Below are 11062 nucleotides of genomic sequence, written 5' to 3'. Positions count from 1 at the left end.
GGCGGACCGCCCTGCTGACCGTAAGGGTTTGCAGGCGGCACCGGGCGGCCATAAGCCTGATCTGGCATCTGCTGACGCCGCTCATCGCCCCATTGCTCGGCCTGGTCCGTGGCCCAAGGCAAAGGCTGCCCGGGGGCTGCGCCGTTCGGCGTTTGAGCGGGCGCGCCCTCACCCGGCAGCGCCGCCATATCTTGTGACGTCGCGGGGTCGGATGCGGCGGGGATATCCTGAATGGCCGACGGGTCGCCGGCTGGCGTGGTGCCGTCCTCGGTGGTGACGGTCTCGAAGGCCGGGATGTCCGGCGTCTCGGCGTCCTTCTTCGGCTCTTCGCGCGGCTGGGTGAGCGCCTGTTGATAGGCGAGCGTGCGCTTGACCGGGGCCTCCGTCTTGATTTTGACGGGGGGCTCCTGGCTCATGAGCATCCACACCCCGCCAACAACGATGGTGAGAGTGCAGACGAGATAAAAGAGCAGCTTCTTGATCGCCGGTCTCCTCTATTGACGCCCATAGTAATCCGAAAAAAGGCGGCGATTGAGTGTCTTTAGGTCCGTATTACGCCGGTATTGTCGGTTCGTTAAGCTTAAATTCCGGTGAACTAACCGCCCCAACCGTGCCCTGTGGACAGCTGGTGTGGCAAGTGACACCGCGCCGCGCCGGCGCAGCAGATTAAGCCCACCCCAAACGCTAGGCAGCCCTCCGCCTTGACGGCTAAGATGGCGGCCATTTCGGCGAAACATCGAACAGCCCGCTAAAAACCCCGGCCCCGCCTCCATGCTGTCCTACTCCGAGCACGACAACGCCCAAGCCGTCGAAATCTGCCTCAGCGGCCGGGTCTCCACGGAGGAGTTCGACCGCGTGGCGAAGAAGCTGGAGGCCTTCATCGCGCGCCACGGCCGCGTGCGTATCCTCGAGCAAATCAAGGATTTCGAAGGCATGGACGCCGCCGCTCTGTGGCATGACGTCCAATTCAGCTTCCGCCACCTCAAGGACTTCAACCGCATCGCCGTCGTGGCCAATCCGGAGGTCCACAATCTCTGGTCGGGCCTGGTGTCCCCCTTTATCGAGTGTGACGTGGAGCACTTCGCCCCCGACCAAATCGAGGAAGCCCGGAATTGGCTGATGTGGCCGGAAGGCGCCGCCGACGCCTGAACGGCGCGGCCTTTATTGGCGCAAAGCCTCGTCTTCGGGATCGGCCTGCGACGCCTCTTGAATCGACTCCAGATAGGCAAGGATCGCGTCCACGTCGTGGGGCTTGAACACGAAGATCGGCATCTCCGGATGGCCGGAGACGATTCCTTCGGCGAGCGATTCGGCGAGATTCTCAATTGGATATTTGCGCCCGAGCGTGCGGAACGGCGGCGCTTCCGCGTTCGGGCCGGCGCCAACCAGCGCGACGGCATGGCAGCGCGCGCAATTCTCCCGGACGAGCACCTCGCCTTTGTTGGCTAAGCCTTTCTCGGCGGCCACCGCTGAAGACCCCGCGCCCGCAGCAAACAATGCCAACGCCAATGCGCCTGCGCGCCAAGCTGTCTGCATGATGTCCCGGCCTCCCTTGTTCTGAGCGTTCAAGATCATGGCGCCCGACGGCTTCCACACTGATCCAAATCAACGAGGGCCCTACAAACAACAATGGCCGCGGGAGCGGCCTGGAGCCTCTCGATCACGACCATAAAACACCCTTATCCACCTGGAGCGGAACAAACCAGGTGTCGCGGACATCGATCACCTAAAGCCTGGCCTCAAATCTGAGGCTGGAGGCCTCGTCTAGTGTCGCGGCTCGTGTTTCAGCCGCTCCATTTCATCTTTTAGACGTAGTTTCTGACGCTTCCATTCAGCGATTTTGAACTCGTCCGACGTTGGCCTTCCTTGTTCTTGCTCGATTTTCTGATCCAACGCGCGGTGCCTGTCAGACAATTCAGTGAGGTGTGCGTCTAGCGCCATACCGGACCTCCAAAGTCGATTGTCACCACAATCATTCTGACAAACTACACTGCGCTTGTCTAACGCCGGGCTGTTGATAGAGGCGCGCGGCACACGCATCTGTGGAAACCGCGCTGGGGCCCCCAAACCCTTGCACCGCCCCGCTTTCGCTCCGATACTTTCTGCCGTGAAGGCAATGGAGTAAAAGCGCCCGATGGAGAGCGAGGAGATTCGCGAGCTTCGGACGGTGCTGGAACGGCTCAAGCAGGAGCATCGCGACCTGGACAGCGCCATCGTCGCGTTGGAGGACTCTGGTCGCGCCGACGCCCTTCAACTCAAGCGTCTCAAGAAGAAGAAGCTCTTTTTGAGAGACGAGATCTCCCGGGTCGAGGATCAGCTCCTGCCCGACATCATCGCTTAGACTTTCTGTCGGCCACGCTCAGAATAAACAGGCCCAGCAAGCCAGCCGCGATCTCAAGTCCCAGATAGATGAGCAGAAGCGCGCTCGGCCGGCCGTCCACGATGAGGCTGATCACCCGTCCGACCGCAATCGAGAACGCGAAGAAGACGACCCAGATCACGGCCGTGCGCTGCCAGGACGGCGTGAACGCGGCAATGCCCCAAAACAGCGCCGCCCCGAGATAAAGGCACATCAGCCCGCGGAAGATATGGGTCAGGTCCGTGCCCTCGACCGTGACGTCGAGGGACTTGGGAAGCGTCTCAGCGGGCGCAAGTCCGTAGTTGAGCGCGATCGGCACGATCAGAAAGACGGCCAAGAGCAGGTAGAACCGCATCAACTTGCTGGTCGGAGGGGAGGCAGGCGGATCTTGGGTCATGGCGTCCTCATCGCGTAGTCGGGGTCTCAGGGCAACCGATTCCTGGTGAAACCGCAAGGGGACAGCGGCGAGTCTCGCCTTGCCAAGAAGGTGCGCGTCCCTATAATCGCGCGCTTTCCGCGAACAGGCCATGCGCCGGACCTTCCCATGAGCGAAAGCATGAGCGATGAGAACCTCGCCGTCGGCATCATTATGGGAAGCCGCTCGGACTGGCCCACGCTAAAAGCGACCGCGGACGTCCTCGACAAACTACACGTGCCCTACGAGACCAAGGTGGTCTCCGCCCACCGCACGCCAAACCGGCTTTACGAGTACGCCTCGACTGCACGCGAGCGGGGGCTGAAAGTCATCATCGCGGGCGCTGGCGGCGCGGCGCATCTGCCCGGCATGGCCGCATCCATGACGGAGCTTCCCGTGCTCGGCGTGCCCGTGGAGAGCAAGGCGCTGAAGGGTCTCGACAGTCTTCTGTCCATCGCCCAGATGCCGGCCGGCGTACCCGTTGGCACGCTTGCCATTGGCAAGGCTGGGGCCACCAATGCCGGGCTCCTCGCGGCCGGCATTCTCGCGCTCGGTGATGAGCGCCTCGCCGCCCGGCTCGCCGCCTGGCGCGCGGAACAAACCGCAGGCGTGCACGAGGCTGTCGAAGATAATGCCTGAACCGCTACCGCCGGGCAGCACGATCGGCATTCTCGGCGGCGGCCAGCTCGGCCGCATGCTCTCTGTCGCTGCCAGCCGGCTCGGCCTCAAAACACAAATCTACAATGACACGCCGGACGCACCCGCCTTCGACGTCGCGGCGGCGTCCACCGTCGGCGCCTACGAAGACGCGAGCCTGTTGTCCGACTTTGCGAAGCGTGTCGACGTCGTCACTTGCGAGTTCGAGAACGTGCCGGCCAAAGCACTCCACGTGGCCGGGGAGATTGCCCCCGTGTTTCCGCCGGCCAAGGCCTTTTCGGTTGCGCAAGACAGACTCGCAGAGAAGGACTTCGTCAGCGGGCTTAGGATTCCGGTTGCGCCTTACGCCGCCGTAGACAATCTCGGCGATCTCAACAAGGCGCTCGCACGGGTGGGCACCCCTGCCCTGCTCAAGACGCGCCGGTTCGGCTATGACGGCAAGGGACAGGTCGCGATCCACACACAGTGCGAGGCCGAAACGGCCTTAGAGAAGATCGGCGCCGCGCCGTCCCTGTTGGAAGGCATCGTGCCGTTCCAGCGCGAGCTCTCGGTGATCGCCGTGCGGGGGCAAGACGGCGAGACGCGCTTCTACGACGTGGTCGAGAACGTGCACCAGGGCGGCATACTCGCCACGAGCCGGGTCCCCGCCAGCATTTCCGATTCGGTCGTGTTCGAGGCGCGGAAGATCGCCGGCACCATCGCCGAGGCTCTCAACTATGTGGGCGTGCTGTGCGTGGAGATGTTCCAGCGCGAGGGCGAAGAGCCCGGACTTATCGTCAATGAGTTCGCCCCGCGCGTGCACAATTCGGGGCACTGGACCATCGATGCCTGCCGCGTCAGCCAGTTCGAGAACCATGTGCGGGCCATTTGCGGCTGGCCGCTGGGCGATGTGAGCCGCCACAGCAATGCGGTGATGACAAATCTGATCGGCGACGACGTAGAGGCCTGGCCCGCGCTCGCCGCCGAGCCCGGCTTGGGTCTGCACCTCTACGGCAAGGCAGAAGCCCGCCCGGGGCGCAAAATGGGCCATGTCACGCGCCTCACGCCCAAAACCTCAGATTAGAGGCCTCGCACTAGAGACCTCGGTCTAGAGAATGGGCCGGAAGACCCTGGCACCAGCCTGGACAACGAAGGGCTCTTTTGCTAGATCAGCCCCTGATGCGGGACTGAGATCGGCTCTGCTCGGGTCGATTTGGGTTCGCTTCAATCCCAAAATGAACGCTAATTCGGAGATTATAGACGCGTGCAAGTCGTCGTCCGCGATAACAATGTCGATCAGGCCCTCCGGGCCCTGAAGAAGAAAATGCAGCGTGAAGGCATCTTCCGCGAGATGAAGCTCCGTAATTATTACGAGAAGCCCTCCGAGAAGCGTGCCCGCGAGAAGGCCGAGGCGATCCGCCGCGCCCGCAAGCTCGCACGCAAGAAGGCGCAACGCGAAGCCGGAACCTCTTCCGGTCGGAGCCGCGGCCGCCGCTAGGCGCTTTTCTTCGCTAAGATCGAAGCTGGTGAAGCCGGGAAGTTCCTTCCCGGCTTTGTTGCGTTTGGCAGGCCGCTCTAGCGGCTCGCGTCCGCAGCCGCCTCGAGCCCGATCGGGTGGCCGGCCCGCACTTTGGGCTCCGCCACCACAGGCTCCGGCCGGAGGCCTGCGAGGAAGGCACGCACCTGGCCCCAAGCGCCCATCTCGAACAGATCGTTGTGACCCGCCCGCGGCAGAACCTGAAGCGTCTTCGGCTCACTGGCCGCGTGATAGACACGCCGGGCCTGATAGAGCGGGATCACGCTGTCCCGGCCGCCATGAACGATGAAGAGCGGGATATCGACCTGATCGATCCGATCGATGGTGCGGTATTGATCGGTCATGATGAGTTCAAGCGGCAGGAGCGGCCAAAGCAGCTTGCCGACATCCACCACCGAGGTGAACGGCGCCTCGAGCACCAGCGCCTCGGCCTCGCGCTGAAGGCTGAGCCGCGTGGCCACGGCCGTACCCAATGATTCGCCATAGACGACAATATCGCGCGGCGCGACGCCCAACCCACGCAAGCAGTCATAGGCGCTAACCGCATCCGCGGTGATGCGCTTTTCGGTCGGGTTTCCGCCCGAGCCACCACAACGGCGGTAGTTCAGCATGAACACGCCATAGCCGTCGGCGCCGATCGCCTTGATCTTGCTGGCGCGATCGGCGGTGTTGCCGCTATTGCCGGTGAAATACAGAAGCGTCGGCTTGCCGGGCTGCGCTTCGCGATACCACGCGATCAGGCGCGTCCCATCGGCAGCCTTGAAGACGATCTCGTCGACGGAGACGAGCCCTGCAGCCTTCGGAGCGATGCGCCGGGGATCGGGGATGTACACGAAGTAGCGATGGAGCAACCGCCCGCCGAGGCAGATGAGCGCAAATATGCCGGCAAATGAGAGGAACAGGTTCAACATAAGTTAGTCACGGCCTCGCTGCATTTTCTTGTTCTTGGCCAACGCTAGGCTGGCCGGACGGAACGGTGCTTGAACACCCCGCTCAGCCAAAGAGATCTTCAACGGCGCATATGCGCTGTAGCAATTGCTGCGCCAATCAAAGGAATTTCGGGTGGACCCAACCCCACGAAGCTTAACTGCGAGCTAAGCGGCGCCAATCTCGGCGGCGTCGACGCGGGCAAGCCAAAGCCATGCCGGGACCGACGGGTCGTGCAGTCAGCCGTTTAAGGGTGGATTTGAGCCGGAGTTGGGCGAATCTAGGCTCGACTTTGACGATTCTTCGTTATCTTTTGGACCGTTAACTACGCCGCATGGTTGCCGGCAACCTACAGCGCCTTGGCGATGTCTTCCGTCATCTTCTTGGCGTCGCCGAGCACCATCATCGTGTTGTCCCCGTAGAAGACGGGATTGTCGATGCCCGCATAGCCGGAGGCCAGCGACCGCTTGTTGACCAGTACGGTGCCGGACTTCCACACCTGTAGCACCGGCATGCCGTAGATCGGCGAGGACGGGTCGTCCTCCGCCGCCGGGTTCACCACGTCGTTGGCGCCGATCACGTACACCACGTCGGTTTGCGGAAATTCACTATTGATGTCTTCCAGCTCGAACACCTCGTCGTAAGGCACGTTCGCTTCGGCGAGGAGTACATTCATGTGGCCTGGCATGCGGCCGGCCACGGGGTGAATGGCGTACTTCACCTCCACACCTGCCTCCTTCAGACCATCGCCCATCTCGCGTAAAGCATGCTGCGCTTGCGCGACCGCCATGCCGTAGCCAGGTACGATGATCACGCGGCTCGCATTCTTCATGAGGTAAGCTGCGTCCTCGGCCGAACCGAGCTTCACCGGCTTCTGCTCGCCGTCACCAGCAGGCCCCGCCACCTCGCCGCCGAAGCCACCGAGGATGACGCTGATGAACGAGCGGTTCATGCCTTTGCACATGATGTAGGATAGGATCGCGCCCGACGAGCCGACCAGCGCGCCAGTGACGATCAGCGCCGTGTTGCCTAGCGTGAAGCCAATGCCGGCGGCCGCCCAGCCCGAGTATGAGTTGAGCATCGAGATGACAACCGGCATGTCCGCGCCGCCGATCGGGATGATGATGAGCACGCCGAGGAGCAGCGACAGCCCTACGATCGCCCAGAAATAGGCCGGCGTTTGCTCCTGACAGAACAGGACGATGCAGGCCACCAGCCCGATGACCAACGTGATGTTGATGAGATGCCGCGCCGGCAGCAGGATGGGCGCGCCGGACATGCGGCCCGACAGCTTGGCGAAGGCAATGACCGAACCAGTGAAGGTGATGGCGCCGATGGCCGCGCCGAGCGACATTTCGATCAGGCTCGCCACACGGATAGCGCCGGTCGCGCCGATGCCGAAGGCCTCAGGCGCGTAGTACGCGGCTGCCGCGACAAGCACCGCGGCCATACCGACCAGCGAGTGGAACGCGGCGACCAGCTCGGGCATCGCCGTCATGGCAATGCGCCGTGCGATCACCGCACCGATGGCACCACCGACGGCAATACCGCCGACGATCATCGCCCAGGAGAGCGCACTCTCGGGCTGCGCCACGGCGAGCGTGGTGGCAACGGCGATGGCCATACCGGCCATGCCCATGTAGTTGCCCTGACGGGAGGTCTCAGGCGAGGACAACCCACGCAGCGCCAGGATGAACAGGACGCCAGCGGCGAGATAAAGCAGCGCGACTAGATCACCCGACATCTTAGCGATCCTTACGCCGGTACATGGCGAGCATGCGCTGCGTCACCAGGAAGCCGCCAAAGATATTGACGCTAGCCAGGATCAGCGCGACCAGGCCTAAGATCTTCGCCAGCCAATGCCCCGAAAAGGAGAAAGCCTCAGAGGCCTCGACGGCGACAGCGAGCAGCGCGCCAACCACGATCACGGACGAGATGGCGTTGGTCACCGACATGAGCGGTGTATGCAGCGCCGGCGTCACGCTCCACACCACGTAGTACCCGATAAACACAGCAAGCAGGAAAATCGAAAACTGCGAGATAAAGTCGTGGCCCTCCTCAGCCGCTCCCGCGGCGAAGGCCTGCCCCATCCACGCCAACTCGGCCAGCATTGCCACGGCGAAGAGAGCAAGGACCGTATTCAGGGTCCGTCTCGTCATGTCTTCTTACCTCCCCTCGGCCTGCGTTTCGCGGGCGTCTTTCGCGCGGACGTCTTTCTGGCCGATGTCGTTCTCACAAATGTCTTGGCCCGGCCTTTGGCTGCGGATTTGGCCGCGCTTCCCCCGCGCGCACCCAAGTTCCCGGCGACCATTTCGTTGACGATGGCGCCGTCGCGGGCAATGGCCGTGCCTATGGCGAGCTCATCCTCCCAATCGATGGCCAGGACCTTCTTTTCTTTGTCGATGAACGGATCGACGAAGGCCTGAAGATTGCGGGCATAGAGACTCGACGCATTGACCGGCAGCTCGCCCGGAAGATTGAGTTTGCCGAAAATGCGCACGCCCTTGTGCTCGGCGATTTTGCCCGTCTTCGTCACATCGGTGTTGCCGCCACGCTCGGCCGCCAAGTCGACGATGATGGAGCCGGGCTTCATGCCTTCGATCATCGCCATGGAGATCAGCTTGGGCGCCGGGCGTCCGGGGATCAATGCCGTGGTGATGACAATGTCCTGAGCCTTGACGTGATCGGCGACGAGTTTGGCTTGCTTCTTCTTATAGGCGTCGGACATCTCCTTGGCGTAGCCGCCGGATGTCTCCGCCTGCTTGAATTCCTCGTCCTCGACGGCGATGAACTTCGCGCCGAGCGACTCGACCTGTTCCTTCGCCGCCGGACGCACATCCGTCGCCGTGACGATGGCGCCGAGACGCCGCGCCGTGGCGATCGCTTGCAGGCCGGCGACACCGGCACCCATGACGAAGACCTTGGCCGCGGGCACCGTGCCCGCCGCGGTCATCATCATCGGCAATGCGCGTTCGAACGCGGCGGCCGCGTCAGCCACGGCCTTGTAGCCGGCGAGGTTCGATTGCGACGACAGCACGTCCATGCTCTGCGCGCGCGTGATGCGCGGCATCAGCTCCATGGAAAACAGCGAGACACCGGTCTTCGCCAGTGCCTCAAGCCCGCGGGCGTCGGAGAAAGGATCGAGCATGCCCATGACCGCCGCACCCCTCTTCATGGCCTTGGCGAGCGGAAGCGATGGGCGCCGTACGGTGAACACCACGTCGGCTTTGGCAACGGCGGCGGCGTCGCTCTTGGCGATCGCGGCGCCTGCCTCCTTGTAGTCCGCGTCTGAGAAATGAGACCTGAGCCCAGCGCCGGACCGAACAGTGACCTTGGCCCCGGCCTTCACGAGCTTCTTGACGGTCTCGGGCGTGAGCCCAATCCGCGGCTCGTCTTTGCCTTCACCAGGTACGCCAATCGCAATCATCGTGGCTCCCTCAGCGGACGAACGAGGCAGCGCAGCCGACCGTCCGCGTAGAATGCATCTTGAAGTTTCGAGATGAGCTAAAGCGAGGTCTACGTCAGGAAGTAGGCCATTAGAGCCATGATCACCGCGATGATGATCACTGACCACAAGGTGAACTTACAAAACATTCTGTAAGTCGCCATGTGCTCGGCGTAGTCCATGTCGGGATGTCCCTCTTTGGGATCAATATGCATTCGACTGCCCCCAGGTGTTCCGTCTTTAGGGCGCGGCTTGGCGCGCTTGACGCCAGATAGCAAAATCCAGGGCATCCCGCAATGATTGCTGCCCTTTCCTCGCCCTCAACTTTAGGCCAGCAGCACGATCATGTGGCCGTCGGGGTCCCGCACCGCAGCGGCCTGCCCACCGTCCTGAAAAGCCACGATTCCCGGCAAGACGAAGGGCACCTGGGCCGCCTGAAGCCGGGCCACAAGCCCTGCGAGATCGTCCACCCGATGGACCTGGCGGACGGATGCAACATCATTGGCCTTGATTTCGGCAGCCGATTTTCGGCCCGGCGGCGTCCGGTAGTGCAACAGCTCCACATGGGGCGTGGGCGCGGATACCGGCTGAAGCGCCACCACATCGACCTGGATCCCGGCAAGCCCATCGAGCCGGTCCTGCTCAGGCCCTGCGTTCAGGGAGCGCCCGCCCACATGGAAGCCCAGCAGGTCGGTATAGAAGGGAAGGCTCCGATCCAGGTCCGTCACGGAGATCGCCGTGTGGTCGTAACCGCGAATACCGGGCGCACCGCCCTGCCAGCGTGGATCGCCGACGCTCTTCGGAAAGGAGATCAGCTCCAGCGGATGGCCTTCCGGATCGCGAAACTTGAAGGCCGTGACGCTGCCGGTGTTGGGCGGCAGGAGCACCGGCTCGCCTTTGGTGATGACTTCAGGCTTTGCCCGTTCGAGACGTTTCCAGACGGCTTCGATGTCGCCGGCGACGAGCGCCACGTGCTGAAACCACTGATCGTTCGAGGCGCGTGTCGCCGGATACGGCGCGCCCGGAGGATCGAACGACGCGAGCGCGAGCGTTTCAGAGCCAAACCGAACGGAGGCGACGCGTATGGTTGTCCCCTCAGGAAGACCGAGTAACGCGCTCCAGGCCGGATCGCCCAGCGCCTGCTCGGGGCCCACGTCGAGCCCCAGCGCCTCGTGGTAGAAGCCCGCCATCGCGGCCGGATCGGCGACGGTTACGACGACCCGGACGAGCTCAGTGACCGGCATTGGCGTTCACCTCACTTGAAACTGCATGGCTTCAGTCCGAGCCACTCCTCGCCGTCGAGTTGGATCGCCATCAGGGACAGAAGCTCATCGCCAACGGTCCCCGAGCGGTGCCCGAAGCGGCCTTGCGCGTCCGCCTTGGTGGTTTGGTCGCCGCCGAAGGAGACCTCCCCCGGCCCCATTTCGACCCGCGTGCGGTCCATCGTCTCGACAAACCATCGGCCCGACAGTGTGACGATCCACTGGGGTTTGGGATTGGGGTGCCAGTCCCCGACCCAGCCGACCGGCTGTACGAAAAAGACGACATTGGCTTTGGAGGTCAGCAGCGTCTCGATCCATTCAGGCGCCGCTTTGCCGCCTACGCTTTCCTCTTTGAAATCTGAAAGCGCGCACCGCGTCTGGTGCGTGACACCGTTCTCGTCCGCCCAGACATGCCAATAGGAGAGCTCCGGCGGACCGTTGCCCTCTTGGGTGATGTTGTTGCCGATCGGCTCCGCCATGC

The 11062-nt window shown here is 63.0% G+C and carries 15 protein-coding genes and 1 pseudogene; 5 read left to right on the top strand and 11 right to left on the bottom strand.

Annotation, left to right across the window (positions count from 1 at the left end; all coding sequences use genetic code 11):
* Positions 1-416, bottom strand: a pseudogene (locus ABY454_RS07945) (hypothetical protein); the annotation flags it as partial.
* Between the two features lie 355 nt (positions 417-771).
* On the opposite strand from ABY454_RS07945, the gene ABY454_RS07940 reads away from it, so the two are divergent.
* Positions 772-1149 carry an STAS/SEC14 domain-containing protein gene (locus ABY454_RS07940; protein WP_372929656.1) on the top strand — a complete coding sequence of 126 codons (378 nt, stop codon included), beginning with the start codon at positions 772-774 and terminating at the stop codon, positions 1147-1149.
* Between the two features lie 12 nt (positions 1150-1161).
* Here ABY454_RS07940 and ABY454_RS07935 read toward each other — a convergent pair whose 3' ends face one another.
* Positions 1162-1536, bottom strand: a complete 375-nt coding sequence (locus tag ABY454_RS07935) for a cytochrome c (RefSeq protein WP_372929655.1) — start codon at positions 1534-1536, stop codon at positions 1162-1164.
* A 228-nt stretch (positions 1537-1764) separates the two neighbouring features.
* A complete protein-coding gene (locus ABY454_RS07930) occupies positions 1765-1941 on the bottom strand; it encodes a YdcH family protein (RefSeq protein ID WP_372929654.1) in 177 nt (58 codons plus the stop codon).
* A 193-nt stretch (positions 1942-2134) separates the two neighbouring features.
* Between ABY454_RS07930 and ABY454_RS07925 the strand changes: the two genes are divergently transcribed.
* The gene (locus ABY454_RS07925) at positions 2135-2341 is read left to right on the top strand and encodes a YdcH family protein (RefSeq protein ID WP_372929653.1); all 207 of its coding nucleotides are present in this window, start codon (positions 2135-2137) and stop codon (positions 2339-2341) included.
* Here the strand turns inward: ABY454_RS07925 and ABY454_RS07920 are convergent.
* Positions 2331-2756 carry a DUF4345 domain-containing protein gene (locus ABY454_RS07920; protein WP_372929652.1) on the bottom strand — a complete coding sequence of 142 codons (426 nt, stop codon included), beginning with the start codon at positions 2754-2756 and terminating at the stop codon, positions 2331-2333. The genes ABY454_RS07925 and ABY454_RS07920 overlap by 11 nt on opposite strands.
* Before the next feature lie 159 nt (positions 2757-2915).
* On the opposite strand from ABY454_RS07920, the gene purE reads away from it, so the two are divergent.
* From purE to rpsU, 3 genes are all read left to right on the top strand, one after another.
* Positions 2916-3413 carry a 5-(carboxyamino)imidazole ribonucleotide mutase gene (gene purE, locus ABY454_RS07915; RefSeq protein ID WP_372929651.1) on the top strand — a complete coding sequence of 166 codons (498 nt, stop codon included), beginning with the start codon at positions 2916-2918 and terminating at the stop codon, positions 3411-3413.
* Positions 3406-4494, top strand: a complete 1089-nt coding sequence (locus ABY454_RS07910) for a 5-(carboxyamino)imidazole ribonucleotide synthase (protein ID WP_372929650.1) — start codon at positions 3406-3408, stop codon at positions 4492-4494. The genes purE and ABY454_RS07910 overlap by 8 nt, the downstream gene beginning before the upstream one ends.
* Positions 4495-4674: 180 nt before the next feature.
* A complete protein-coding gene (gene rpsU, locus ABY454_RS07905; RefSeq protein WP_372929649.1) occupies positions 4675-4908 on the top strand; it encodes a 30S ribosomal protein S21 in 234 nt (77 codons plus the stop codon).
* 77 nt (positions 4909-4985) lie between these two features.
* On the opposite strand, the gene ABY454_RS07900 is transcribed toward rpsU, so the two are convergent.
* The 7 genes from ABY454_RS07900 to ABY454_RS07870 form a co-directional block, all read right to left on the bottom strand.
* Positions 4986-5858 (bottom strand): alpha/beta hydrolase, encoded by an 873-nt coding sequence (locus ABY454_RS07900; protein WP_372929648.1) that lies wholly within the window; start codon positions 5856-5858, stop codon positions 4986-4988.
* Between the two features lie 365 nt (positions 5859-6223).
* Positions 6224-7618: an NAD(P)(+) transhydrogenase (Re/Si-specific) subunit beta gene (locus tag ABY454_RS07895; RefSeq protein WP_372929647.1), complete on the bottom strand. Its 1395-nt coding sequence runs from the start codon at positions 7616-7618 to the stop codon at positions 6224-6226.
* Between the two features lies 1 nt (position 7619).
* Complete coding sequence (locus ABY454_RS07890) at positions 7620-8033, bottom strand: proton-translocating transhydrogenase family protein (RefSeq protein ID WP_372929646.1); 414 nt, start codon at positions 8031-8033, stop codon at positions 7620-7622.
* Positions 8030-9301: a Re/Si-specific NAD(P)(+) transhydrogenase subunit alpha gene (locus ABY454_RS07885; RefSeq protein WP_372929645.1), complete on the bottom strand. Its 1272-nt coding sequence runs from the start codon at positions 9299-9301 to the stop codon at positions 8030-8032. The genes ABY454_RS07890 and ABY454_RS07885 overlap by 4 nt, the downstream gene beginning before the upstream one ends.
* A gap of 89 nt (positions 9302-9390) precedes the next feature.
* Positions 9391-9501, bottom strand: coding sequence for an aa3-type cytochrome c oxidase subunit IV (locus tag ABY454_RS07880; protein WP_372929658.1), 111 nt, complete (start codon positions 9499-9501; stop codon positions 9391-9393).
* A gap of 144 nt (positions 9502-9645) precedes the next feature.
* Positions 9646-10563 carry a VOC family protein gene (locus ABY454_RS07875; RefSeq protein ID WP_372929643.1) on the bottom strand — a complete coding sequence of 306 codons (918 nt, stop codon included), beginning with the start codon at positions 10561-10563 and terminating at the stop codon, positions 9646-9648.
* A gap of 11 nt (positions 10564-10574) precedes the next feature.
* Positions 10575-11060 (bottom strand): cupin domain-containing protein, encoded by a 486-nt coding sequence (locus ABY454_RS07870; protein WP_372929642.1) that lies wholly within the window; start codon positions 11058-11060, stop codon positions 10575-10577.
* Between the last annotated feature and the right edge of the window lie 2 nt (positions 11061-11062).

The organism is Methyloceanibacter sp., assembly GCF_041573655.1.
Classification (GTDB): domain Bacteria; phylum Pseudomonadota; class Alphaproteobacteria; order Rhizobiales; family Methyloligellaceae; genus Methyloceanibacter.
Note: the sequence above shows the minus strand (reverse complement) of the source record. Positions and strands in the feature narration are given on the sequence as shown.